Below are 24,811 nucleotides of genomic sequence, written 5' to 3'. Positions count from 1 at the left end.
GTGACCGAGTACCGGATGCCGAAGGTCAACACCAACGACGCGTCGTACACCCTGCTGGGGTGGCTGGTGCCGGACGGCGGCAAGGTCGCCGAGGGCGAGCCGCTGCTGGAGGTGGAGACCTCGAAGGCGGTCGAGGAGCTGGCCGCGCCGTGCGGCGGCCTGGCCGAGCTGCTGGTCCCGGCGGGCCGCGAGTGCGCCCCGGGTACGCTGCTCGCCCGGCTGCACCCTGACGCCGCGTCACTGGACGCGGCCCGGCGCGGGGCGCCCGTCGAGCGGGAGGGCGCCGGGCCGGGCGCCGCTCCGGCCGGCGGGGGCCCCGCGCCGACCTCCCCGGGCAGCACGGGCCCGGTCCTGACCGGCCCGGCCCGGGCCCGGCTCGCCGAGCTGGGCATCCCCGAGGCGGAGGCGCTGGCGCTGGACGTGCCGGTGGTCCGCCGCGCGGAGGTGGACCGCCTGGCCGCGACCCGCACGGCCGGGCCCGCCACCGGCGACACTCCGCAGACCGACCCTCCGCAGGACAAGCCCCCACACAGCGCCCCCACGCAGGACAACTCGGTTCAGGGCGGCCCGACACACGGCAACCCCGCCCACGGCAACCCGGCCCGGAGCACCCCGGCGCAGGACGACCCGCCGGGGACGGTGACGACCCCGCTGACGCGCAATCAGCGGGCGGTGGCGGCGACCGTTACGGCCTCGCACCGCGAGGTGCCCGCGGCGTTCACCGCCGTGGAGGTCGACGTCACCGAGGCGCTCGCCGCCGGGCGCGACCTCGCGGCCGCGGCCGGCACCCTGGTCGGCCTGGCGGAACTGACCCTGGCCGCGCTGGCCACCCGCCGGGAGAGCGACCCGGCCTGTTTCGCGTCCCTGACCGCGGACGGCACCGGCAGCCGGCTGCTGCCCGGCGCGCACATCGGGGTGACCTTCGACCTGGGAGCGGGCCTGTTCGTGCCGGTCCTGCACGACGCCGACCGGTCCACCCTGGGCGAGCTGTCGCGGGCCCTGATGCGGTACCGGATGGCGGCGCTGCGCGGCGCGTTCCGCGACCGGGAGCTGCAGGGCGCGAACATCACGCTGACCCTGCACACCGATCCGGGCGTGGCGCTGGCGCTGCCGGTGGTGTTCCCCGGGCAGGCGTGCGCGCTGTCGCTGGCGGCGCCGCGCACCGCCGTGCTGCCCGACCCGGACGGCACCGGGTTCCGGGTGCGCAGCCTGGTGCACCTGGGTGCGGCGTTCGACCACCGGCTGCTGAACGGTCGTCAGGTGGTGGCCCTGCTGACGGGCGTGAAGGCACTGCTGGAGGCTCCGCGCCGGCTGGCCGGGGAGGAGCTGTGAGCGCCCCCGACCGCCGGGTGCTGGCTGCCCGGCTGCTGGCGGCCCGCCGGCAGGCCGCGACCGGCCGGGGCGTGCGGCGGCTGCCCAGGGACGGGCGCCCGGTGGCCTGTTCCGCCGAGCAGCGCCGGGTCTGGCTGGCGGACCGGATCGGCGGGCCGTCCGCCGCACCGCCGGTGACGGCGGGGCTGGCGCTGGACGGACCGCTGGACCTGGACCGGCTGGCGGCCGCGCTGGCGGCGGTGGTCGACCGGCACCCGGTGCTGCGGACCCGTTACGCGGAGGTCGACGGCGAGCCGGTCCAGCTGCTCCCCGAGCGGCCGATGACGGACCGTCAGGCCGCCGGGCTGCTGGACGTGCTGGACCTGGCGTACGCGCCGGAGTCGGAGCGCGAGCCGTTGGCGGCCGCGCTCGCCGTGGAGGCCGGCAGCCACCCGTTCGACCTGGCGGTCGGGCCGCTGCTGCGGCTGACCGTGCTGCGGCTGGCTCCGGACCGGCACCGGCTGCTGCTGGTGTGCCACCACATCGCGGCGGACGCCCGCTCGGTCGGCCTGCTGACCGCCGAGCTCGCGACGGCGTACCGCACCGGCCCGGCGACCGCCGCCGACGGCCCCGCGGGCCACGAGCGCGCAGGCCGCGGCCCCGCAGGTGACGGGCCGCAGTACGCGGACTACGCGGTCTGGTCGCGGGAGCGCCTGGACCGGGTGCTGCCCGAGCGGCTGGCCTACTGGCGGCACCTGCTGGACGGCGCGCCGCCGGTGCTGGAGCTCGGCCTCGACCGTCCGCAGCCCGGCGCGCGGCCGGGGCGGCGGGCGGCGACCGTCGCGGTGCGGTTCCCGGCCGGCGTGGTGGAGCGGCTGCGGCCGGTCGGCGAGGGGGCCCGGCTGACCGGGCACACGGTGCTGCTGGCCGGGTTCCTGGTGCTGCTGGCGCGCTGCGCGGGCCGTCGGGAGGTCACCGTGGGCGTGGTGTCGGGCGGCCGCCCGCATCCCGAACTGGACGCCGTGGTGGGCTGTTTCACCGAGCTGCTGCCGCTGCGGGTGTCGCTGGCGGACGATCCGGCCTTCCGGGCGTTCGCGCCCCGGGTGCGGGAGGCCCTGGCGGCGGGGCTGGCGCAGGCCGCGCCGTTCGACCGGATCGTCTCGGCGGCGGCCCCGCGCCGTGCGCCGGGCGTGCATCCGCTGTTCCAGGTGCTGTTCGTGGAGCGCGCGGACGGCGTCGCGGTGGCGGGCGGCCCGGAGTCGGGCTGGGGCCCGGGCCTGGACTCCGCGCCGTGGGGGCAGGAGGTCGACGCCACCGGGTACGACCTGGTGCTGGCGGCGGGCGTGGGCCCGGAGCTGGCGGAACTGGTGCTGACCTACCCGTGCGACCGGTTCGCCCGGTCGGCGGTGGCGGGGTTCGCGGACGCCCTGGTCGAGTTGCTGACGCTGCTCTCCGAACGGCCGGACGCCGCGCTGAGCACCGTCCGGACCGCCGAGCCGTGGCGGTCGGCCGCCGCCCCGAACGCGGCCGCCCCGCCCGGGCCCCGCACCCCGGGCCCCCGGCGAGCCGAACTGCCCGGTCCGGTCACGGAGTTGCGCGCCTTGTGGGGCGAGGTGCTCGGCCGGGACGGGATCGGCGAACAGGACGACCTGTTCGCGCTCGGCGGGGACTCGCTCGCCGTGGTGCGGATCGCCGCCCGGATCACCGAGCAGTTCGGCGTGGACGTGCCGGCCTCGGCATTCTTCGACTCCCCCACCCCGGCCGGCTTCGGCGCGGTCCTGGCCCGTCTCACCGAGGAGCACCAGCATGTCTGACCGCGAGTACCCGCTGACGCCGGGTCAGCAGCGGATGTGGTTCCTGCAGCACCTGGACCCGGCGGACGTGTCGGAGAACCTGGTCACCCTGCGCCGCCTGACCGGCCCGCTCGACCCGGCCGCGTTCCGCCGGGCCCTCGACCTGGTGATCGCCCGGCACGAGCCGCTGCGGACCTCCTTCGCGGAGGTCGACGGCGCGCCCGTACAGCGGGTCGACGACGGGGCGCGGGTCCCGGTGGCGCTGCACGACCTGCGGTCCGAGGCCGACCCGGAGGCCGCCGCGGTCCGGCTGGCCGAGCACCTCGGCGGGCAGCCGTACGCGCTGGAGCACGGGCCGCTGCTGCGGGTCGGGCTGTACCGGACCGGCGAGTCCACGCACCTGCTGCTGCTCGCGGCGCACCACCTGGTGTCGGACGGCTGGTCGATCCGGCTGCTGCTGGACGAGCTGCTCGCCGCGTACGGCGCGACGGCGGCCGGGCGGCTGCCGCAACTGCCGCCGTTGCCCGGCGGGTTCGGCGACCACGTGATGTGGCAGCGGGCCCGCGCGGAGGGCCCCGCCGCGGACCGGGCGGCCGCCCACTGGGCGGCCGAACTCGCCGCCCCGCCCGGCCGGGGCCTGCCGCCGGGCACCGCGCCGCTGCCGGGGCCGGCTGCCGACGGCCGGGCGCACTGGGTGCGCGCCGAGGTGGACTCCGCGGCGGCGGCCGCGCTCGAAGCCTTCGCCCGGCAGCGCTCGTGCACCCCGTTCATGGCCTGGCTGGCGCTCTACCAACTGCTGGTGGCCCGGCACACCGGCCAGCACGACCTGGTGGTCGGCACGCCCACGGCCGGCCGCGAACGCCGCGCCGACGAGCACCTGGTGGGCTGCTTCACGGCCGTCCTCCCGCTGCGCGCCGACCTCGGTGGCCAGGGCGGTTTCGCCGCCCTGCTGGACCGCACCCGCACCACGGTCACCGGCGCCCTCTCGCACCCCCAGGTGCCGTACGAGCGGCTGCTCGGCGCCCTCGGCACGGCGCGCGCGGAGGGCCAGCGGCAGTTGTTCCGGCACTGGTTCAACCTGCACACCGAGTCCGCCGCAGGAGCCGCCCCCGCCGACACCGGCCCGCTGCGCGTCGAGGCGCTGCCGGGCGCACCCGCGCCGACGCCCTTCGACACCGCACTGGACGCCTGGCCGGACGCCGGCGGCGCCCTGCACCTGGTCCTGGCGTACGACCCCGCGGTGCTGGACGCCGGCACCGCGCAGGCCCTGCTCGACCGCCTGCCGGTCCTGGCCCGCCATGCCCTCGCCCGGCCCGAACTCCCGCTCGGCGAACTGTCGCTGCTGGCCCCCGGTGAGGACGGCGCCCCGCTGTCCGGCCCGCCGGGGGTACTCGACGACCCGGAGACGGTGCTCGACCTGCTGCTCCGACAGGGCGCCCGCACGCCCGACGCGATCGCCCTGCGGGACGGCGAACGGACCTTCAACTACCGCGAGTTGCTCGCCGAGTCGCACCGCGCGGCAGCCGCCGTCCGCGAAGTGGGAGCGCTCCCGCGCACCCCGGTGGGGCTGTACGGCCCGCGCTCCGCCGAACTCGTCACCGGCATGCTCGGCATCCTGCTGGCCGGCTGCGCCTACCTGCCGCTCGACCCCGCCCTCCCGGCCGCCCGCCTCCGCTCCATGCTGCACACCGCCGGCGCCACCGCCGTCCTCACCACCCCGCACACCACCCCCACCGACACCGGCCTCCCCACCGCGTTCCTCGAACCCGCCCCCGCCCCCGCCCCGGCCACCCTCCACCACCTCCCTCCGGCCCAGCCGTTCAGCCCTGCTTCGCCCTCCCCCGCCGACCCGGCCTATGTGCTGTTCACCTCCGGGTCGACCGGGGAGCCGAAGGCGGTGGCGGTGTCGCATCGGGCGCTGCTGGCGCGGGTGCGGTGGATGGGGTCGGCGTACGGGCTGGGGCCGGGCGAGCGGGTGTTGCAGTTCGCGTCGCCGGGGTTCGACACCCACGTGGAGGAGATCTTCCCGGCGCTCTCCCACGGCGCCGAGGTGGTGCTGCTGCCCGTACCGTCCGCCGAACTCCCGGACTGGCTGGGCGGTCCGCAGGGCCGCACCCTCACCGTCCTCGACCTGCCCACCGCGTACTGGCAGGAGCTGGTGGCGGCCGGCCCGGCCGTACCGTGGCCGCCGGCGCTGCGCACGGTGGTGCTGGGAGGCGACCAGGTGACCGCCGACGCGGTCGCGGTGTGGCGCGAACTCTTCGGCGACCGGGTCGAGTTGTGGAACACCTACGGCCCGACCGAGGCGACGGTGATCGCCACCGCCGCCCGGCTCGGCGCGCCGGACGCGCTGGCCCGCCCGGGCATCGGCCGTCCGATCGCCGCCACCGTCGCCCACCTGCTGGACGACGGCCGCCGTCCGGTGCCGCCCGGGGTGCCGGGCGAGCTCTGGCTGGGCGGGGACGGTCTCGCGGACGGCTACCTGGGCCGCCCGGAGCTCACGGCGGACCGGTTCGTGCCGGACCCGTTCACCGGCGGCCGGATGTACCGGACGGGCGATCTGGCCCGGCTGCGCCCGGACGGTGCGCTGGAGTTCCTGGGGCGCCTGGACCGTCAGCTCAAGGTGCGCGGCCACCGGGTGGAGCCCGCCGAGGTGGAGGCGGCGCTGCTGCGGCACCCGGGCGTCGCCCGGGCGGTGGTGGACCTGTCCGACGAGGCCGGGCGGCAGACCCTGACGGCCTGGGTGGTCCCGGAGGCCGAACAGCTCCTCCGGCCGGAGGAGTTGCGGCAGCACCTGCGCGCCCTGCTGCCCGCACACCTGGTCCCGGACGCCTGCGTGCTGCTGGACCGGCTGCCGCTGACCGTCCGCGGCAAGCTCGACCGGGCCGCTCTGCCGGCCCCGGCCGGCGCGGCCGCACCGGCGGCCGCGGAACGCACCGCGCCGCGCACCGACGCCGAGCAGCTGGTCGCCGAGGTGTGGGCCGAGGTGCTGGGCCTGGACGAGGGCCGGGTGGGTGTCCACGACGACTTCTTCGCGCTCGGCGGCCACTCGCTGCTGGCCGTCCGGGTGCTGGCCCGGCTCCGGACAGCGCTGGAACTCGACCTGCCGGTCCGGGTGCTGTTCACCGCGCCGACGGTCGCCGGCACCGCCGCCGCGGTGGAGGAACTGCTGCTGGCGGAGATCGACGCGCTCAGCGAGGACGAGGTACGGGCCCTGATCGACGGGGCCGTCCCCACCGCTTGACCCCCCCGTACCCGCATCGAGGTACCCGCACCGACCCAGGAAGGCGGCCCGGCCGCATGACCACCACCCCCGCCGACCCCCGCGCCCGGCTGTCCGCCGAGACCCGCGCGGAGCTGCTCGCCAGGCGCCTGCACCGGGCCCGCACCGCCGCTCCCGCGGCGACCGTCCCGCGCCGTCCGGAGGGCGCCGAACCGCCGCTGTCGTTCGCGCAGGAACGCCTGTGGTTCATGGACCAGTTCGTCCCGGACAGCACCGCCTACACGGTGCCGCTGGTGGTGCGGCTGCGCGGCCCGCTCGACCCGGCCCGGCTGGACGCGTCGCTGGCCCGGCTGGTGGCCCGGCACGAGAGCCTGCGGATGCGGTTCCCGGCCGCGGCGGACGGCACCCCGACGGTGGTGGTGGATCCGCCCGGCGGTGTCCGGCTGGCGGTCCGCACCGCCGACCCGGCCCTCGCGCCGGCCGACCGGGAGGAGCAACTCGACCGCTGGGTGCGGGAGGAGACCGCCCGGCCGTTCGACCTGGCGGCCGGGCCCGTGGTGCGGGCGGCGCTGCTGCGGGCCGCGGAGCAGGACCACGTCCTGGTCGTGGTGCAGCACCACATCGTCTCGGACGGCTGGTCCGCCGAGCTGCTGCTGCGCGAACTGCTGGCCGGCCTGGCGAGCGACCGGGAGGAGCCGGAACTCCCGCTCCGCTACGGCGACTTCGCGGCCTGGCAGCGGGAGCGCTACCGCGACGGGGTGCGCCGGGCGGATCTGGAGCACTGGCGGGCCCGCCTCGCCGGCGTCCCGCCGCTGGACCTGCCCGCCGACCGCCCGCGCCCCGCCGTCCCGACCCTGCGCGGGGCGGGCCACGGCCTCGCCCTGGACGCCGGGTCGAGCCGTGCCGTGCTGGCCCTGGGCGCGGCGCACGGTGCGACGCCCTACATGACGCTGCTGGCCGCCTACCAGGCGCTGCTGGGCCGCTGGTGCGGGCAGTCGGACTTCGCGGTCGGCTCCACCGTGGCGGGCCGGACGCTACCCGAACTGGAGCCGCTGGTCGGCCTGTTCGCCAACGTGCTGGCGCTGCGCGCGGACCTGTCCGGCGATCCGGGGTTCACCGGGCTGCTGGCCGGGGTCCGGGACCGGTTCGTCGCCGACCTGGCCCACCAGGAAATGCCGTTCGAGCAGCTGGTGGAGGAGCTGGCGCTGCCGCGCGACCCGAGCCGGACGCCGGTGTTCCAGACCTCGTTCACGCTGCTCAACTACGCCCGCGCGGAGCAGGACGCCGCCGACGACGGCCCGACCGTCGGGCACCACCCGTTCACCACCGCCGCCACCCGGTTCGACCTGGAGCTGTACCTCCGGCACACCGAGGACGGCCTGCACGGCTACTTCACCTACAGCTCCGACCTGTTCGAGGCCGGCACCGTCGCCCGGCTCGCCGACCTGTTCCAGCGGCTGCTGCGGCAGATCGTCGAGCACCCCGAACTCCCGATCTCCCAGCTCGACCTGACGGACCCACAGGAACAGCGGGTCGCGCTGGAGGAGTGGAACGACACCGCGCTGGAGCTGGCCCCGGGCACCCTGCACGGCCGGTTCGAGGAACGGGCGGCCCGCACCCCCGACGCCGTGTGCCTGACCGTGGACGCCACCGGCGAGTCCCTGACCTACCGCCAGCTCGACTCCATGGCGGCCGGGCTGGCCGACCGGCTGGCCGCCGTCGGGGTCGGCCCCGGCAGCGTCGTCGCGGTCTGCGCCGAGCGGTCGGCCGAGCTGGTGGCCGCCCTGCTGGGCGTGCTGAAGGCCGGCGGCGCCTACCTGCCGCTGGACCCGGACCACCCGGCGGAGCGGCTGGCCGGCCTGCTCGCCGAGGCCGAGCCCCGGGCGCTGCTGGTCCAGGACGCGCTGCGCGACCGCCTGCCGTCCGAACTGCCGTACGGCCTGCGGACGTTCGGCCTGGACGACCCGGAGCTGTGGCGGCCGCCCGCCGAGGCCGACCGGCACCCGCTGCGCCCCGCCGGGCCGGACGACCCCGCCTACCTCATCTTCACCTCCGGCTCGACCGGCCGGCCCAAGGGCGTGCTCTGCAGCCACCGGGGCATCGACAACCGGCTGGACTGGATGCAGCGCAGCTACCCGCTCGGCCCCGCCGACGCGGTGCTGCAGAAGACCCCGGCCGCGTTCGACGTGTCCGTGTGGGAGCTGTTCTGGCCGCTGCGCGAGGGGGCCCGGCTGGTGATGGCCCGCCCGGGCGGCCACCGCGACGGCGGGTACCTGCGCGACGCGATCCGCCGACACGCCGTCACCACCGTGCACTTCGTGCCCTCGATGCTCGCCGTGTTCCTCGCCGAGGACGGCGTGGAGCAGTGCACCGACCTGCGCACCCTGGTGTGCAGCGGCGAGGAGCTGCCTGCCGACCTGGCCCGGCAGGCGCTCTCCCGACTGCCCGGCTGCGCGCTGCACAACCTGTACGGCCCGACCGAGGCGTCCGTGGACTGCACCGCCTGGACCTGCACCCGGGAGAACCTGGCGGGCGTGCGCCGCACCCCGATCGGCCGGCCGATCCAGAACATGCGGGTGTACGTGCTGGACCGGCACGGCCGCCCGGTGCCCACCGGGCTGCCCGGCGAGCTGCACATCGCCGGTCCGGGCGTGGCGCTCGGCTACCTGGGGCGGCCCGAGCTGACCGCCGAACGCTTCCGGGACGATCCGTGGGGCCCGCCCGGCGCCCGGATGTACGCCAGCGGCGACCTGGCCCGGCACCGGCCGGACGGCACGGTCGAGTACCTGGGCCGCACCGACCAGCAGATCAAGCTGCACGGCCTGCGGATCGAACCCGGCGAGATCGAGGCCGCGCTGCGTGCCCTGCCCGGCGTCCGGGAGGCCGCCGTCGCGGTCCGCGAGGACCGCCCGGGCATCCGCCGCCTGGTCGCCTGGACGGTGCCGGACGGCAGCGGCGCCGACACCGCGCCCGCCGCCCTGCGCGAGGGCCTGCGCCGCACCCTGCCCGACTCGATGCTGCCCTCCGCGTACGTCGCCCTGGACGCCCTCCCGGTCGGCGCCACCGGCAAGCTCGACCGGGCCGCACTGCCCTCGCCCGCCCCGGCCGCCGCCGGCGCCGACCGCACCGAGCCGGCCACCGAGACGGAACGGGCGGTCGCCGGCATCTGGGCCGAGGTGCTGGGCGTCCCGCTGCCCGGCCGGGACGAGGACTTCTTCGACCTCGGCGGCCACTCGCTGCTCGGCATCAAGGTGGTCGCCCGGCTGCGCGCCGCGCTCCCGGACGCCGCCGGCCTGTCGCTGATGGACCTGTTCAAGAACCCCACCGTCCGCGCGCTGGCCGCGCTGGCCGCCACCCCGGCCGCCGAGCGCGCCCCGGCCCGGGTCCTGCACGAGCTGACGGCCCGTCAGCAGGCCGACCCCGTGCTGACCCTGGTCTGCGTCCCGTACGGCGGCGGCAGCGCGGCCGTGTACCAGCCGCTCGCCGACGCGCTGCCGCCCGGGCACGCGCTGCTGGCGCTGGCCGGCACCGGCGAGGAGATGGGCCGCGCCGAGGGCCGGGCGGACTTCCCCGAGCTGGTCGCCGCGGCAGTCGCCGAGATCCGCGAGCACGTCCGCGGCCCGGTCGCGGTGTACGGCCACTGCGGGGTCGGCGGGGCGCTGGCCGTCGCCCTGGCGCTCGCCCTGGAGGCCGACGGCCGGGCCGTCGAGGCGGTGTACACCGGTGCGATCTTCCCGTTCGCCCGGCCGCGCGGCCCCGTGGTGCGCCTGCTGACCCGGATGGAACGCCTGACCGGCGACCGCCGCTACCGCAACTGGCTGACCTCGCTCGGCGCCGGCCTGGAAGAGGTCGACCCCGCCACCGCCCGCCGCCTGGTGCGGGCCATGCGCGCCGACAGCGAGCAGGCCGAGGAGTACTTCACCGACCTGCTGACCCGCGGGGTCACCCCGCTCAGGGCGCCCGTGGTCTCGGTGGTCGGCGAACGCGACGACATCACCGACTACCACCAGGAGCGCTTCCGCGAGTGGCACTTCGTCACCGGGACCACCGCCCTGGTGGTGCTCGCCGAGGCCGGCCACTACTTCCTGAAGTACCGGGCCGCGGAGGTCGCCGAGATCCTGACGACCGTTCACCCCGCGCTCGCCGCCGAAGCCCCGCCCGCCGAGGCCCCGCCCGCCGAGGTCCGCCCCGCTCCGGAGCGGACCTGGCGGCTCGCCGACGTCTCCCGCTCCCCCGCCGCCCCGGCCTCCGCCGTCGGCCGCCGCCGGGCGCCCGCGCCCGGCATGCCGCGCTTCCTGGCGGTCGCGGCGGGCCAGCTGGTGTCCATGGCGGGCACCGCCACCACCGAGTTCGCGCTGCCGCTGTGGCTCTACCTGAGCAGCGACTCGCTGCTCCAACTCGCCCTGCTCTCCTCGCTGGCGCTCCTCCCCGGCCTGCTGGCCGCGCCGCTCGCGGGCACCGTCGCGGACCGGTACAGCCGACGGGCCGTCATGCTCACCGCCGACACCGCCGCCGGGGCGACCCAGGCGGCGATGCTGGCCCTGCTGGTGTCCGGCGAGCTGCCCCGCCCGGCGGTGTACGGCCTGATGACGGTGCTGTCCGTCGCCCTGACCTTCCAGCGGATCGCCTACTCCTCGGCCGTCCCGCAGCTGGTCCCGAAGCGGTACCTGGGCCACGCCAACGGCCTGGTGCAGGCGGGTGCGGGCGTGGTGCAGTTCGCGGTGCCGCTGCTGGCGACCGCGGCGCTGGCCACGGTGGGCCTGCGCGGCATCCTGATCGCCGACGTGGCCAGCTACGCGGTGGCGATCGCGGTCACGGCCGCGCTGCGCTTCCCGCGCACCCTGGGGTGGCGCCGCCGGGAGAGTGTCGGCGCGGAGCTGCGGGCCGGGTTCCGGCTGGCGCTCGGCACCCCGGGGTTCCGCGCCATGCTGTTCTTCTTCGCGGGCACGAACCTGCTGGTCGGGCCGCTGTTCATCTTCTTCCAGCCGCTCGTGCTGGGCTTCGGCTCGCTCGGCGACGTGGCCCGGGTCTCGCTGGCGGGCGGGGCCGGCATCGCGCTGGGCGGTGCGCTGATGGCGGTGTGGGGCGGCCCGGCGGAGCACCGGATGCGGGCGGTGCTGGGCGCGTTCCTGCTGATGACGGCGGGCTGTCTGGTGACCGGCCTGCGGCCGTCCACCGCCCTGGTCGGCGTCGGCGTGTTCGGGATGTTCCTGGGGCTGACGGTGATGAACACGGTGTACGCGACGATCGTCCAGGTGAAGGTCCCGGCCCGGTTCCACGGCCGGGCGTTCGCGGTGAACGCGGTGTTCGCCTGGTGCACCATGCCGATCGGCTTCGTGCTGCTCGGCCCGGGCGCGGCGGCCCTGCTGCAGCCGACCCTGGAGCCCGGCGGCGCGCTCGCCTCGACGGTGGGCCGGGTGGTGGGCACCGGCGCGGGCCGGGGCCTGGGGCTGACGTACGTGCTGTTCGCGCTGGTCCTGATCGGCGGCTGCCTGGTGGTGCGCCGCCTCCCGGTGTTCGCGGAGTTCGACCGCCGGGTGCCGGACGCGCGCCCCGACGACCTGGTCGGCCTGGAGGCGCTGCGGGAGCGTGCGGTCGGGGGAGAGTGACGGGGGGTCAGCCCCCGATCGCCGACATCGGCCGCTCGGGCTGGTGGAACTCCGGCCGGTCGATGCCCGCCCCGGCCTTCTTGCCCCACATCGCGGCCCGCCACAGCTCGGCGAGTTCGGCGTCGCTCGCGCCGGAGCGCAGCGCGCCGCGCAGGTCGGTCTCGCCGGTGGCGAACAGGCAGTTGCGGACCTGGCCGTCGGCGGTCAGCCGGGTGCGGTCGCAGGCCCGGCAGAACGGGCGGGTGACGGAGGCGATCACGCCGACGGTGGCGGGGCCGCCGTCGACCAGCCAGCGTTCGGCGGGGGCGGCGCCGCGGGCCGCCGAGGGCTCGGCGGTGAGGGCGAAGCGGGCCCGCAGGAGGTCGAGGATCTCCTCGGCGGTGACCATCCGCGTGCGGTCCCAGCCGTGCTGGGCGTCCAGCGGCATCTGTTCGATGAACCGCAGCTGGTAGCCGTGCTCGACCGCCCAGCCGAGCAGGTCGGCCGCCTCGTGGTCGTTGACGCCGCGCATCAGCACGGCGTTCAGCTTGACCGGCCGCAGCCCGGCGGCCTCGGCCGCGGCCAGGCCGTCCAGCACGTCGTGGTGGCGCCGGCGGCGCGTCAACTGCGCGAAGGTGTCCGGGTCCAGGGTGTCCAGCGAGACGTTGACCCGGTCGACGCCGGCGTCGCGCAGGGCGGGCGCGATCCGGGCCAGGCCGATGCCGTTGGTGGTGAGCGAGATCTCCGGGCGGGGCTCCAGCGCGGCGCAGGCGGCGATGATCCCGACCAGGCCGGGCCGCAGCAGCGGCTCCCCGCCGGTGAACCGGACCTCCCGCACGTCGAGCGAGCCGACCGCGAGCCCGACCAGCCGGACGATCTCCTCGTCGGTCAGCAGCTCCGGCTTGCCGAGCCAGTTCAGGCCCTCTTCCGGCATGCAGTAGGTGCAGCGCAGGTTGCACCGGTCGGTGAGCGAGACCCGCAGGTCGACCGCCTGCCGACCGTAGGTGTCGAGGAGCATCCCGGCCCGCCTTCCCTGGAAAAGCCTGCTGGCCCGGCCGCTGTGCTGCGGCCGGGCCAGCTTAGCGGGGCCCCCGGACAGTGCCGGGGAGCCGAGTGCTCAGTGCGCGCCCAGCCCGGTGAGCGAACGGACCTCCAGTTCAGCGTACTTCGCCGGGTCGGCCTTCTCCCTGGCCAGGTAGGTGCCGATCACGCCGGCCAGGAAGCCGACCGGGATGGAGACCAGGCCGGGGTTCTCCAGCGGGAACCAGGAGAAGTCGCTGTGCGGGAAGAGCGAGGTCTTGGCGTTGCCGGAGACCACCGGGGAGAAGATCACCAGGGTGACGGCGGTGACCAGGCCCGCGTAGGTGGAGGCGACCGCGCCGGTGGTGTTGAACCGCTTCCAGAACAGCGAGTACAGCAGGGTGGGCAGGTTGGCGGAGGCGGCGACCGCGAAGGCCAGCGCGACCAGCGCGGCGGCGTTCAGCTTGTCCGCGAAGATCGACAGGGCGATGGCCACCGCGCCGATCGCGACGGCGGCGAGCTTGGCGCTGGCCACCTCCTCCTTCTCGGTGGCCTTGCCGCGGCGGATCACGTTGGCCCACAGGTCGTGCGCGAAGGAGGACGAGGAGGCCAGGGTGAGGCCGGCCACCACGGCCAGGATGGTGGCGAAGGCGACCGCGGAGATCACCGCCAGCAGCACCGCGCCGCCGGTGGTCCCGGCGCCGCCGCCGAGGTGCTCGGCGAGCAGCGGGGCGGCGGTGTTGCCGGACTTGTCGGCGGCCAGCGTCTTGCGGCCGACCAGGGCGGCGGCGCCGAAGCCCAGGGCGAGGGTCATCAGGTAGAAGACGCCGATGATGCCGATCGACCAGAGCACGGACTTCCGGGCGGTGCGCGCGGTGGGCACGGTGTAGAAGCGCACCAGGATGTGCGGCAGCGCGGCGGTGCCGAGCACCAGGGCGATGCCGAGGCTGAGGAAGTTCAGCTTGGTGGTGCCGGAGACGCCGTACTTCAGGCCGGGTTGCAGGAACTTGTCGCCGCTGCCGCTGGCCTTGGCGGCCGCGCCGAGCAGCTCGGACAGGTTGAAGTGGAACTTGGCCAGCACCAGGACGGTCATCAGTCCGGCGCCGCAGATCAGCAGCACGGCCTTGATGATCTGCACCCAGGTGGTGCCCTTCATGCCGCCGATGGCGACGTACAGCACCATCAGCGCGCCGACCACGACGATGGTCCAGCGTTTCGCGGCGTCGCTCTGCGCACCGAGCAGCAGCGAGACCAGCGAGCCCGCGCCGACCATCTGGGCCAGCAGGTAGAAGATCGACACCACGATGGTGGAGATGCCGGCGGCGGTGCGCACCGGGCGCTGGCGCATCCGGAAGGCCAGCACGTCGGCCATGGTGTAGCGGCCGGAGTTGCGCAGCGGTTCGGCGACCAGCAGCAGCGCGACCAGCCAGGCGACCAGGAAGCCGATGGAGTACAGGAAGCCGTCGTAGCCGGAGAGCGCGATCGCGCCGGTGATGCCGAGGAAGGACGCGGCCGACATGTAGTCGCCGGAGATCGCCAGGCCGTTCTGGAAGCCGGTGAAGCTGCGGCCGCCGGCGTAGAAGTCGGTGGCGCCGCGGTTGTTGCGTCCGGCCCACAGCGTGATGCCGAGGGTGGCGAGCACGAACACCCCGAACAGGGACATGATCAGGGTGCGGTGATCGCTCGCGGAGGTGGCCAGCTGTGTCATTCGGCGGCCTCCTCGGCCACGGCGGGGCGGTCGGCGTGCTGCCCGGGCACCGCGGCCTCGGCGCGGCCGCGGATGGCGGCGGCGCGCGGGTCGAGCTGCCGGCCGGCGAACCGGGCGTACCAGGCGGCGATGGCGAAGGTGCTGACGAACTGCAGGATGCCGAGCACCAGCGCGACGTTGATGTTGCCGACGACCTTGGTGCTCATGAAGCCGGGGGCGTAGCAGCTGAGCAGGACGTACAGCAGGTACCAGAGGACGAATCCGGCCGTGACCGGGAATGCGAAGTTCCGGAAGGAGCTGCGCAGTTGGTGGAACTCGGGGGACTCCTCGATACGTTGGAACGATTCGGGGACTGAATCGGGCGGGGCTGCCACGCGGGTCTCCTGACGTCTTCGGTGCGACGGACGATCAGATGGACGTGAGGGACGTCACATTGAGTGCGCTGCATGCTAGATCGAGGACGGTGCATCGAGAAGGTTCCCCACGCATTCTGGCCGAAAACTGACCGGAACACGCCACTGGGGCGACCGTTTTCCCGGCCGCCCCAGCGTGATGATCATTCAATTAGGTGCGCTCAGAAGGCGATCCGGACCTTCAGCGCCGTCCGCTCGTCCATCGCCCGGTAGCCGTCCGGCACCCCGTCCAGGCCCACCGTCCGGTCGAACACCCGGCCCGGGTCGATCGCGCCGGACAGCACGTCCGGCAGCAGCTCGGGGATGTACGCCCGGGCCGGGGCCACCCCGCCGCGCAGCTGCACGTTCCGGTCGAACATCTGGCCGATGTCCACGCCCGCGCTGCCGCCGTGCGGCACGCCCACGTAACCCACCGAACCGCCGTCCCGGGTGATGGAGATCGCGGTGCGCATCGACTCCTCGGTGCCGACCGCCTCCAGCACCGCGTGCGCGCCGGTGCCGCCGGTCAGCTCGCGCACCGCCTCGATCGCCGCCTCGCCGCGCTCGGCGACCACGTCGGTCGCGCCGAACTCGCGGGCGATCGCGGTGCGGCCCTCGTGCCGGCCGAGCGCGATGATCCGGCCCGCGCCCAGCCGGTGCGCGGCCAGCACGCCGCACAGGCCGACCGCGCCGTCGCCGACCACGGCGACCGTCGCGCCGGGCCGCACGCCCGCCGAGACCGCCGCGTGGTGACCGGTCGCCATCACGTCGGAGAGCGCCAGCAGGCCGGGCAGCAGCTTCTCGTCGCCCGCGGCCTCCTTCGGCAGCTTCACCAGCGTGCCGTCCGCGAACGGCACCCGGACCGCCTCGCCCTGCCCGCCGTCCGAACCGGGCGAGCCCCAGAACCCGCCGTGCGGGCAGGAGGTCTGCAGCCCCTCCCGGCAGAACTCGCACACGCCGTCCGACCAGACGAACGGGGCCACCACCAGGTCGCCCGCTGTGAGATCGCGCACCTCCGGGCCGACCTCCTCGACGAAGCCGAGGAACTCGTGGCCGATCCGCTGCCCGGGCTTGCGCTTGGCCACGCCCCGGTACGCCCACAGGTCGCTGCCGCAGATGCAGGCGTTCAGCACCCGCACCACGGCGTCGGTGGGGCGCTCGATCCGCGGGTCGGGCACCTCCTCGATCCGGATGTCCTGGGGGCCGTGGATCACGGTGGCGCGCATGAGGGGTGTCCTTCGCAGCGGGGATCGGGCGCAGGTGTTCGCACCCGCGTTCCACTCTAAGGTCGGCCCCGGCCTGGGCATTCCGGCCGGAGCCGTGCTCCGCTCCCCGTAGAGTGTTGCGCTATGCACGCGCCTTTCCCCCACTCGCCGTTCCCGGCACAGCGCACCGGCCCCGGCGAGGGCACCGGGCGCGGTTTCGCCGTGGTCGACGTGGAGACCACCGGTCTCGGCCGTTCGGACCGGGTGATCTCCGCGGGCGTCTACCAGCTCGACCCGGACGGCGAGGTCACCGACCACTGGTACACCCTGGTCAACCCCGAACGGGACCCGGGCCCGGTCTGGATCCACGGCCTGACCAGCGAGGCCCTGGAGGGCGCCCCGACCTTCCCGGAGATCGCCGCCGAGCTCGCCGAGCGGCTGCGCGACCGGGTGATGGTGGCCCACAACGCGCTGTTCGACTGGAACATGATCTCCCGTGAGTTCTCCCGGGCCGGCCTGGCCGCCCCGGTCGAGCAGCGGCTGTGCACCATGGTGCTGGCCCGCGACCTGCGGTTGCCGCTGCCGAACGGCAAGCTCGCCTCGCTGGCCGCCTACTTCGGGGTGACCCAGCGTCAGGCCCACCACGCCCTGGACGACGCCCGGGTGCTCGCCGAGGTGTTCCGGCCCTCGCTGCACCTGGCCCGCAACGGCGGGGTCCCGCTGCCGCTGACCACCTGTGTGGCCGTCACCGACCTGGGCGAGGGCGCCGCCGCGAGCCCGACCCGCGGCTCCTGGGGCGGCTCCTACCGTCCCGGCCGCAAGCGCCCCGCCTGCCCGTACCCCAACCCGGGCCGGTGGGCGGACGGCTCCCCGCTGGTGCAGGGCATGCGGGTGGCCATCACCGGCGACACCGCCACCGACCGCGAGCTGCTGGAGGACCGGGCCACCGAGGCCGGCCTGCACATCGCGAGCTCGGTGAGCCGGCTCACCAGCCTGCTGGTCACCAACGAGCCGACCTCGTGGAGCGGCAAGGCCCGCAAGGCCCGCGAGTACGGCACCCCGGTGGTCGGCGAGGACGCGTTCCTGCAGCTGCTGCGGGAGGTCGCGCCGCACCCCGGTGCGTGACGCGGCGGTAAGGAGGGTTAGCGTGCCGGGTGTGTACCGATTCCTGCTGTCCGCGCGCTGGGCGGTGATCGCCCTGGTGGCGCTGCTGCTGATCCCGACCATGGTCCGGTTGGGTTTCTGGCAGTACCACCGGCACGAGGCACGGGTCGCCCGCAACGAGCTGGTGGCGCGGAACCTGGGCAGCCCCCCGGTCGCCTTCGACTCGCTCTCCGCCCCCGGCTGGTCCGTCCCGACCGGCCAGGTGTGGCGCACCGTCACCGCGCAGGGCCACTACGACACCGGGCACGAGGTGGTCGTCCGCGGCCGCACCGAGCCCGGCGGCAGCTCGATCGGCTACTTCGTGATCACCCCGCTGGTGCTCGCCGACGGCAAGGGCTCGGTGCTGGTCAACCGCGGCTGGGTGGAGTCCGGCGCGGACGCCGCCAGCCTCCCCGCCGTCCCCGCCCCGCCCGCCGGCGAGGTCACCGTCACCGGCCGGCTGCGCGCCGACGAGACGTACGCCTCGCTGGGCGTGAAGAACCGCGGCGGCCTGCCCGAGCGGATGTACAAGGTGATCAACAGCGCCGAGCAGGCGAAGTTCGCCGACGCCACGGTGCTCGGCGGCTACCTGGAGCTGTCCTCCTCCCAGCCCGCTGCAGGCGCCGCCCCGCAGCCGCTCGCCGAGCCCGGCCACTCCGACATCGGCCCGCACATGGCGTACGCCGTCCAGTGGTGGCTGTTCGCCTCGCTGGTCCCCGTCGGCCTGGTGGTGATGGCCCGCCGCGAGGCCAGGCAGGACGGGCAGGCCCCGGCCGCCGCGGACGAGCTGGTGGGCGCTACCAGCTGAGCGGCGGCGGATCGAGCGGCTGCTCGGCCCAGATGGTCTTGCCGGTGCGGGTGTAGCGGCTGCCCCAGCGTTCGGTGAGCTGGGCGACCAGGTACAGGCCGCGGCCGCCCTCGTCGGTGAGCCTGGCCCGGCGCATCCGCGGCTGGGTGGCACTCGGGTCGGACACCTCGCAGGTCAGCACCGAGGAGCGGATCAGCCGCACCAGCACCGGGCCGCCCGCGTACCGGATGGCGTTGGTGACCAGCTCGCTCAGCACCAGCTCGGTGGTGAACACCAGCTCGCCCAGTCCCCAGTGCTCCAGCGTCCGGCTGGCGGCCTCGCGCACCCCGGCGACCGCCGCCGGATCGGCGTCGATGGTCCACGCCGCGGTGTCCTCCGGCGGCACGGGGTGCAACCGGGCCAGCAGCAGCGTCACGTCGTCGCTCTGCCCGGCCGTGGACATCTCCGCGACGATGGCCCGCCCGGCCGCGGCCAGGTCGCCGCGCAGGTCGGCCTCGCCGAGCCGGGCGGCGAGCTGCGCCATGCCCTCGTCCAGGTCGCGGCTGGTGCCCTCGATCAGCCCGTCGGTGTACAGCGCCAGGACGCTCCCGGCGCGCAGCGCGCAGTCGACGGTCTCGAACGGCAGCCCGCCGACGCCGAGCGGCGGCCCCGGGTTGACCGGCAGGTACTCGACCCGGCCGTCGGGGTGCACCAGCGCGGGCGGCGGGTGTCCGGCGCTGGCGGCCTGGCAGACCCCCGACACCGGGTCGTAGACGGCGTACACGCAGGTCGCCCCGGACGGGTCGGCGACGCCGCGTTCGCGTTCTTCCTCGCTGCCCTCGACCACCAGCTGGGAGACCAGGTCGTCCAGGTGCACCAGCAGCTCGTCCGCCTCCAGGTCCAGGTCGGCGAGGGTCCGCACCGCGGTGCGCAGCCGCCCCATGGTGGCGCTGGCCTGCAGTCCGTGCCCGACCACGTCGCCGGCCACCAGCGCGACCCGGGCGCCGGACAGCGGGATCACGTCGAACCAGTCGCCGCCGACGCCGGTCGCGGTGTCGGTCGGCCGGTAGACGCTGGCGGTGGTGGCGGCGGGCACCGCGGTCTCGGCGGGCGGCAGCAGCGAGCGCTGCAGGCCGACGGCGGCGCGGTGCTCCCGGGTGTAGCGGCGGGCGTTGTCGAGGGCGAGCGCGGCCCGCGCGGCGATCTCCCGCAGCAGCTCCAGGTCGTCCTGCTCGTACGGGCCCTGACCCGGTCCGCGGCGGACGGTGACCCGGCCGAGCGGGCCGCCGCGGGCGTGCAGCGGCGCGCTCATCGACGGCGGGTCGGCGGTGGCCGCGGCGGGGCGGCCGAGTTCCTCCCGGCCGAGCGGGCCGAGCGGGCGCCCGTCCGGCCCGGGCGGTCCGGCGGTGGCGGTGCGGCGGACCGCGAAGGTGCCGTCGGCGCCGGGGAGCGGTTCGTCGCCCGTGAAGACGGCCTCGGCGATGTCCACCTCGGCGCGGTCGCCGAGCCCGGGCACCAGCACGCCGGCCAGGTCCTCGGCGGTGCCGGCCACCGACAGCGAGCCGCCGACGGCGGCGGTGGCCCGGTGCAGCACGTCGGCGCGCCGCCGGTAGCGGTGCAGTTCGGTGATGTCGCCGAACAGCGCGGTCACCCCGATCACCGCGCCGTCGGGGGCCTGCAGCCGGAACGCCTGGATCTCCATCACCACGCCGGGGTCGGGGTCGTCCAGGGTGCGGATCGGCAGCTCGGCCCGGACCACCGGCTCCCCGGTGGCGATCACGTGCCGCAGGATCGCCTCGGCGGCCTCCGCGTCGCCCGGCTGCAGGAAGTCGCGCAGCCGGTGCCCGGCCAGGTCGTCCGGCAGGCCGGTGTAGGGCAGCAGGTGGGTGTTGGTGCGCAGCAGGCGCAGGTCGGAGTCGAAGACCGCCAGACCCAGCCGGTCCTGCAGGAACAGCTCCCGGGTGAACGCCTCGTCCTGGCGCCGCCGGGCGACGGTCTCCGCCGGAGTGGCCAGCACCAGGGCGCGCACCTCGCCGCTCTCCCCGGCCAGCGGCAGCACCTGGTACGAGACCTCGATCGGGGCGCCGCGGCCGGTGCGCAGCCGCACCTCCCCGGTCCGTTTGCCGAGCGCGTCGGCGTCCGCCTGCCCGTCGGCCAGCAGTTCGCGCGCGGGACGGCCGGTGACCTGCGCGGCGTCCAGGTCGAGCAGCTGTTCGGCGGCGGTGGTCCAGCCCACGACGCTGCCCTCGCCGTCGACCAGGGCAGCCGCGACACCGTCGATGTACGGCAACCGCCGACTTTCCATGCGCTGCACCTCGGGTGGGTGGTCCGGTCTCCCCATCTTCGAACGGTTCCGGGCCGCGCGCCATTGACGCCCGGTCCCCGCGCGCCCATTGACGCCCCGTATTGGTCTAGTCCAGATTGGCCGTGCAGTTGTCCTGATCCGCTCTTTACCCCCACTTCGGAGCGAACCTTCATGACGCACCACAGCCGCCGCACCCACCGCGGCCTCGCCGTCGCGGGAGCCCTCGGACTCGGCTCCGCCGCCCTCGCGCTGCTGCCCGCCCAGGCCGGCGCCGCCACCGAGCTGCTGGCCAACGGCGGCTTCGAGGCCGCCGTCCTCGCGCCCTGGGCCTGCACCGGCGCCGCCGCCCCCACGGCCACCGCCCCGCACTCCGGCAGCGCCGCGCTGAGCGCCTCCCCCGGCGCGAGCGACCTCGCCCCCTGTGCCCAGACCGTCACCGTCCAGCCGAACACCGCCTACTCGCTGACCGCCTGGGTGAAGGGCTCCTACGTCACCCTCGCCGCCTCCGGGACCGGCGTGTCCACCTCCACCTGGACCAACGCCGCCGCCTGGACCCAGCTCACCCGCACCTTCACCACCGGCCCGACCACCACCCAGGCGACCGTCACCCTCAGTGGCTGGTACGGCACCCCGTACCAGGCCGACGACGTCTCGCTCACCGCGATCGGCGCCTCCCCGTCCCCGTCCTCCTCGCCGTCCCCGTCGGCCTCCCCGTCCCCGTCGGCGTCACCCTCCCCGTCGGCGTCGCCCTCCCCGTCCTCGTCGCCCTCGCCGTCCGGCTCCCCCAGCTCCAGCCCGAGCTCCGGCAACACCGTCACGGTCACCACCGCCAAGGAGCTGCAGACCGCCCTGAGCGCCGCCGTCCCGGGCCGGACCATCCAGCTCGCCGACGGCACCTACACCGGCAACTTCAAGATCACCACGGCCGGCACCGCCGCCGCCCGGATCACCCTGACCGGCTCCGCCAACGCCGTCCTCACCACCTCCACCGGCGGCGGCTACGGCCTCTCGCTGGCCAACGCCCCGTACTGGACCGTGCAGGGCATCACCGTCACCAACGCGCAGAAGGGCATCATGGTCGACGCCTCCGACTACGTGGTGCTCGACGGGGTGACGGTGCACCACACCACCATGGAGGGCGTGCACTTCCGCAACTCCTCCAGCCACGGCGTCCTGCGCAACTCCACCGTGCACGACACCGGCACCGCGCACGACGGCAAGGGCGAGGGCGTGTACGTCGGCACCGCCAACACGCTCACCGACAGGAGCGACTACGTGCAGATCCTGAACAACGTGATCGGCCCGAACATCGGCGGCGAGAACATCGACCTCAAGGAGGGCACCACCGGCGGCCTGGTCTCCGGCAACCGGTTCGACGGCAACGGCCTGACCAACGTCAACTACGATGACTCCTGGGTCGACGTGAAGGGCAACGGCTACGTCATCGAGAACAACACCGGCGTCCGCACCATGAACGACGGCTACCAGACCCACACCCAGGTCGCCGGCTGGGGCTGCGGCACCGTCTTCCGGGGCAACCGCTCCGACCTGACCGGCGCGAACGGCGCCAACGCCGCCAAGTACGCCATCGACGTCACCAACTACGACGCCGCGGCCTGCCCGGTCACCGTCACCGCCGACAACACCGTCACCGGCGGCACGGCCCTCACCAACCCCGGCGTCCCGGTGGGCTGACCCTCCGTCGGGGATCCGTGCCGACCGGCGAGAATGGTCGGCATGGATCTCGGACTCAAGGACAAGGTGTACGTCGTCACCGGGGCGACCCGCGGACTCGGGCACGCCACCGCCCAGCAGCTGGTCGCCGAAGGCGCGCGCGTCGTGGTCAGCGGCCGCAGCCAGGAAGCCGCCGACGCCGCCGCGAGCGCGCTAGGCGAGAACGCCCACGGGGTGGCCGCCGACAACGCCGACCCGGCCACCCCGCAGCGCCTGATCGACGCCGCGACGAGCCGCTTCGGCGGCTTCGACGGCATCCTGATCAGCGTCGGCGGGCCCGGCGCCGGCCCGGTCTCCACCGCCACCGACGAGGCCTGGCGCACCGCCTTCGACTCGGTCTTCCTCGGCGCGCTCCGGCTGGCCCGCACCGCCGCCGAGCACCTCGCCGAGGGGGGCGTGATCGGCTTCGTGCTCTCCACCTCGGTTCGCCAGCCGATCCCCGGCCTGGGCATCTCCAACGGCCTGCGACCCGGTCTCGCGATGGCCGCCAAGACCCTCGCCGACGAACTCGGCCCCCGCGGCATCCGCGTGCTCGGCCTGCTCCCCGGCCGCATCGACACCGACCGCGTCCGCGAACTCGACTCCCTCGCCGCCGACCCCGCCGCCGCCCGCGACACGGCCGCCGCCTCGATCCCGCTCCGCCGCTACGGCACCCCCGAGGAGTTCGGCCGCACCGCCGCGTTCCTGCTCTCCCCCGCCGCCTCCTACCTCACCGGCCTGATGCTCCCCGTCGACGGCGGAGCCACCCGCGGCCTGTAGCCGTCCCGGCCCCGCACCCGGTGGTGCTCACTCGACCCGGGGCGCCTTCCGGGTGCGGGACCGGCGCGGTTTGGCGATGCGCAGCCGCAGTTGCGCGGGCAGGGCCGCCAGCCCCAGGGACCGGCGGGCGTTCTCGACGGGGCCGGTGCGGTAGGCGGTGATCAGCGAGCCGGTGTCCGCGCCGGGGGCGAGGCGCAGGACGGTCTGCACCTCGGGGTGGCGGGCCGCGCCGGTGACCTTGACGGTGACCCGGTCGACGTCGGGCAGGGCGATGGTCGCGGACTCGATCGCGTCCTCGACGGCGCGGCTGCGCACGTGCAGGGCGAAGTGCGGCTGCCCGGGCGTCGCGGGCGAGGGCAGGTCGATGCCGGCGGGGCCGCCGCGGCGCAGCTGGGAGAACAGCCACCACAGGCAGCCGAGGACGACCAGCGCGGGCACGGCGATCGCCACCGGCCACCACCAGGTCCGGTCGGACCACCGGGTGCGGCTCGCCTCGCTGAGCACGGGCTGATCGGGCGAGGTGAGCGGCCACCGGTGCGGCGGCGTGATCCCCAGGTGCCCGTAGACGTCGAAGCCGCCGAGCAGGACCAGCGCTCCGCCGATCAGCAGGACGAGTCCGGCGACCGCCAGGATGGTGCGGTTGACGGCGCGTCGGCTCATCGGGGCGGCTCCAACTGGGCGAGTTCTCTGCGGTGGTGGCGTTCCTTCAGGACCCGGGTGCGGACGTCCAGCCGGTGCGGCGCGGCCAGCGGGATGCGGGCGAGTTCGGCCCGCAGCTCGCGTTCGACGCCGGCCGGGTCGGCGGCGCCGGTGAGCGTGACCCTGGTGCGCCGGGGGCCGACCCTCACCTGCCAGGAGTGGACGTCGGGCCGCTGCTGGGCTCGCCGGGAGATCAGTGCGGCCACCGCGGTGCGGTGGATCGCGCTGCCGCGCGGTTCGAGCGCGAGCCAGCCGCGCAGGCCGCGGGCGAAGGCCAGCCAGAGCAGCAGCAGCCCGAGGACGACGGCGCCGGACGCGAAGCCCAGGACCCACGGATCGTCCAGCTGCCGGGTCGCCAACTGGTGCGCGAGGTTCCGCCGCCAGGGCCGGGCCTGTCCGCCGGCCCGTACCGCGATCACGTCGTAGAGCAGCGTCCCGGCGGCGACCAGCACGACCGCCACCACCAGCGCCGCCGGCACCGCGCGCGCGGACCGCAGCCACCGTCCGGCACTCCGCTTGCGCGGGTCCCGCTCGGGAACGGGGCCGGGCACCGGAGCGGGATCAGGCCCGGGGACGGGAGCGGGCTCGGTCATCGGGCCCCCGCCGGGTGCAGGCGGTCCACGACCACGTCCGCCGCGGTGACGGGCGTGCCGGTCAGCTCGGTGATCCGGCTGCAGGCGGCCTCCCGCGCGGTGCGGGCGAGCGCGCCGATGTCGGCCGGGAACGGCAGTTCGAGGTGCAGGGTGAGCCGGACCCGGCCGTGCGACAGCAGGGCGGAGACCCGCGGGTACGGGCCGGGCTCGGGGCGGCCCTGCCAGGCGGGGGCGAGGGCGTCCGCGGCGGCGCGGGCCGCGATCCGGCGGTACACGCGGTCGGCGATCCGCACGCCGCCGCGCTGCGCCGGCGGGCCCGCTACCGCCCCCGGGTACGCCATCAGCGCCGCCGGTCCCGGCCGCGCAGCAGCTCGCCGAGGTCACCGAGTTCGATGTCCCCCTCGATCAGCCGACCGACCACGAACCCCACTGCCCCGAGCACCGCGACCAGCAGGAACGCCGCGAACCCCCCGAAGTAGCCGGCGAAGCCGAGGGCCATGCCGGCGAGCAGGCCCACCAACGCCAGGTTCATCCGCTACTCCTTCGCGTGA

General features: G+C 75.6%; 16 protein-coding genes and 3 pseudogenes. 9 read left to right on the top strand and 10 right to left on the bottom strand.

From position 1 onward, the window contains the following. The 4 genes from BX266_RS25915 to BX266_RS25900 are packed head-to-tail and all read left to right on the top strand — an operon-like array spanning position 1 to position 11,936. Entirely contained in the window at positions 1-1,332 is a 1,332-nt protein-coding gene (locus BX266_RS25915) for a 2-oxo acid dehydrogenase subunit E2 (RefSeq protein ID WP_099903604.1), read from the top strand. After that, complete coding sequence (locus tag BX266_RS25910; RefSeq protein ID WP_099903602.1) at positions 1,329-3,125, top strand: condensation domain-containing protein; 1,797 nt, start codon at positions 1,329-1,331, stop codon at positions 3,123-3,125. Before BX266_RS25915 ends, BX266_RS25910 begins: the two co-directional genes overlap by 4 nt. Further along, positions 3,118-6,348 (top strand): non-ribosomal peptide synthetase, encoded by a 3,231-nt coding sequence (locus BX266_RS25905; RefSeq protein ID WP_099903600.1) that lies wholly within the window; start codon positions 3,118-3,120, stop codon positions 6,346-6,348. Before BX266_RS25910 ends, BX266_RS25905 begins: the two co-directional genes overlap by 8 nt. 56 nt (positions 6,349-6,404) lie before the next feature. Then, a complete protein-coding gene (locus tag BX266_RS25900) occupies positions 6,405-11,936 on the top strand; it encodes a non-ribosomal peptide synthetase/MFS transporter (protein ID WP_099903598.1) in 5,532 nt (1,843 codons plus the stop codon). 7 nt (positions 11,937-11,943) lie between these two features. On the opposite strand, the gene moaA is transcribed toward BX266_RS25900, so the two are convergent. The 4 genes from moaA to BX266_RS25880 all read right to left on the bottom strand — a co-directional run bounded on the left by moaA (position 11,944) and on the right by BX266_RS25880 (position 16,261). Further along, positions 11,944-12,933, bottom strand: a complete 990-nt coding sequence (gene moaA, locus BX266_RS25895; RefSeq protein WP_099903596.1) for a GTP 3',8-cyclase MoaA — start codon at positions 12,931-12,933, stop codon at positions 11,944-11,946. 99 nt (positions 12,934-13,032) lie between these two features. After that, the gene (locus BX266_RS25890) at positions 13,033-14,643 is read right to left on the bottom strand and encodes a cation acetate symporter (protein WP_099903594.1); all 1,611 of its coding nucleotides are present in this window, start codon (positions 14,641-14,643) and stop codon (positions 13,033-13,035) included. Further along, a complete protein-coding gene (locus BX266_RS25885; RefSeq protein WP_099903592.1) occupies positions 14,640-15,017 on the bottom strand; it encodes a DUF485 domain-containing protein in 378 nt (125 codons plus the stop codon). The genes BX266_RS25890 and BX266_RS25885 overlap by 4 nt, the downstream gene beginning before the upstream one ends. Before the next feature lie 200 nt (positions 15,018-15,217). Beyond that, entirely contained in the window at positions 15,218-16,261 is a 1,044-nt protein-coding gene (locus BX266_RS25880; protein ID WP_099903590.1) for a zinc-dependent alcohol dehydrogenase family protein, read from the bottom strand. Between the two features lie 123 nt (positions 16,262-16,384). Between BX266_RS25880 and BX266_RS25875 the strand changes: the two genes are divergently transcribed. Together BX266_RS25875 and BX266_RS25870 are read left to right on the top strand one after the other, a co-directional pair. Further along, complete coding sequence (locus tag BX266_RS25875) at positions 16,385-17,365, top strand: DEDDh family exonuclease (RefSeq protein WP_099903588.1); 981 nt, start codon at positions 16,385-16,387, stop codon at positions 17,363-17,365. Between the two features lie 22 nt (positions 17,366-17,387). After that, on the top strand, positions 17,388-18,191 hold the full coding sequence (locus tag BX266_RS25870) for an SURF1 family protein (protein ID WP_259464848.1): 804 nt from the start codon (positions 17,388-17,390) through the stop codon (positions 18,189-18,191). Here BX266_RS25870 and BX266_RS25865 read toward each other — a convergent pair. Continuing rightward, on the bottom strand, positions 18,181-20,460 hold the full coding sequence (locus BX266_RS25865) for a SpoIIE family protein phosphatase (RefSeq protein WP_399170464.1): 2,280 nt from the start codon (positions 20,458-20,460) through the stop codon (positions 18,181-18,183). The two genes, BX266_RS25870 and BX266_RS25865, sit on opposite strands and share 11 nt — an antisense overlap. A 186-nt stretch (positions 20,461-20,646) precedes the next feature. On the opposite strand from BX266_RS25865, the pseudogene BX266_RS40115 reads away from it, so the two are divergent. Then, positions 20,647-21,081, top strand: a pseudogene (locus tag BX266_RS40115) (carbohydrate binding domain-containing protein); the annotation flags it as partial. A gap of 89 nt (positions 21,082-21,170) precedes the next feature. Here BX266_RS40115 and BX266_RS41220 read toward each other — a convergent pair. Then, positions 21,171-21,353, bottom strand: a pseudogene (locus BX266_RS41220) (hypothetical protein); the annotation flags it as partial. Here BX266_RS41220 and BX266_RS40110 point away from each other — a divergent pair. Beyond that, positions 21,280-22,170, top strand: a pseudogene (locus BX266_RS40110) (right-handed parallel beta-helix repeat-containing protein); the annotation flags it as partial. The pseudogenes BX266_RS41220 and BX266_RS40110 overlap by 74 nt on opposite strands. A gap of 42 nt (positions 22,171-22,212) precedes the next feature. After that, on the top strand, positions 22,213-22,968 hold the full coding sequence (locus tag BX266_RS25855; protein WP_099908317.1) for an SDR family oxidoreductase: 756 nt from the start codon (positions 22,213-22,215) through the stop codon (positions 22,966-22,968). A gap of 27 nt (positions 22,969-22,995) precedes the next feature. Here BX266_RS25855 and BX266_RS25850 read toward each other — a convergent pair whose 3' ends face one another. Genes BX266_RS25850 through BX266_RS25835 form a run of 4 tightly spaced genes read right to left on the bottom strand, consistent with a single transcriptional unit; the run spans position 22,996 to position 24,792 of the window. Next, positions 22,996-23,628 (bottom strand): alkaline shock response membrane anchor protein AmaP, encoded by a 633-nt coding sequence (locus tag BX266_RS25850; RefSeq protein WP_099903580.1) that lies wholly within the window; start codon positions 23,626-23,628, stop codon positions 22,996-22,998. Further along, positions 23,625-24,260 (bottom strand): DUF6286 domain-containing protein, encoded by a 636-nt coding sequence (locus BX266_RS25845; protein WP_143686990.1) that lies wholly within the window; start codon positions 24,258-24,260, stop codon positions 23,625-23,627. Before BX266_RS25845 ends, BX266_RS25850 begins: the two co-directional genes overlap by 4 nt. Continuing rightward, positions 24,257-24,601, bottom strand: a complete 345-nt coding sequence (locus tag BX266_RS25840) for a hypothetical protein (protein WP_099903576.1) — start codon at positions 24,599-24,601, stop codon at positions 24,257-24,259. The genes BX266_RS25845 and BX266_RS25840 overlap by 4 nt, the downstream gene beginning before the upstream one ends. Continuing rightward, positions 24,601-24,792 carry a hypothetical protein gene (locus tag BX266_RS25835; protein WP_099903574.1) on the bottom strand — a complete coding sequence of 64 codons (192 nt, stop codon included), beginning with the start codon at positions 24,790-24,792 and terminating at the stop codon, positions 24,601-24,603. The genes BX266_RS25840 and BX266_RS25835 overlap by 1 nt, the downstream gene beginning before the upstream one ends. Between the last annotated feature and the right edge of the window lie 19 nt (positions 24,793-24,811).

The organism is Streptomyces sp. TLI_171 (assembly GCF_003610255.1).
Classification (GTDB): Bacteria; Actinomycetota; Actinomycetes; order Streptomycetales; family Streptomycetaceae; genus Kitasatospora.
This window is presented reverse-complemented; position numbering and strand designations above follow the sequence as displayed.

Coding starts and splice junctions, on each gene's coding strand:
- BX266_RS25880 (WP_099903590.1), bottom strand. CDS start 16,261: ATGCGCGCCACCGTGATCCACGGCCCCCAGGACATCCGGATCGAGGAG.
- moaA (WP_099903596.1), bottom strand. CDS start 12,933: ATGCTCCTCGACACCTACGGTCGGCAGGCGGTCGACCTGCGGGTCTCG.
- BX266_RS25855 (WP_099908317.1), top strand. CDS start 22,213: ATGGATCTCGGACTCAAGGACAAGGTGTACGTCGTCACCGGGGCGACC.
- BX266_RS25875 (WP_099903588.1), top strand. CDS start 16,385: ATGCACGCGCCTTTCCCCCACTCGCCGTTCCCGGCACAGCGCACCGGC.
- BX266_RS25835 (WP_099903574.1), bottom strand. CDS start 24,792: ATGAACCTGGCGTTGGTGGGCCTGCTCGCCGGCATGGCCCTCGGCTTC.
- BX266_RS25845 (WP_143686990.1), bottom strand. CDS start 24,260: ATGACCGAGCCCGCTCCCGTCCCCGGGCCTGATCCCGCTCCGGTGCCC.
- BX266_RS25890 (WP_099903594.1), bottom strand. CDS start 14,643: ATGACACAGCTGGCCACCTCCGCGAGCGATCACCGCACCCTGATCATG.
- BX266_RS25850 (WP_099903580.1), bottom strand. CDS start 23,628: ATGAGCCGACGCGCCGTCAACCGCACCATCCTGGCGGTCGCCGGACTC.
- BX266_RS25900 (WP_099903598.1), top strand. CDS start 6,405: ATGACCACCACCCCCGCCGACCCCCGCGCCCGGCTGTCCGCCGAGACC.
- BX266_RS25840 (WP_099903576.1), bottom strand. CDS start 24,601: ATGGCGTACCCGGGGGCGGTAGCGGGCCCGCCGGCGCAGCGCGGCGGC.
- BX266_RS25905 (WP_099903600.1), top strand. CDS start 3,118: ATGTCTGACCGCGAGTACCCGCTGACGCCGGGTCAGCAGCGGATGTGG.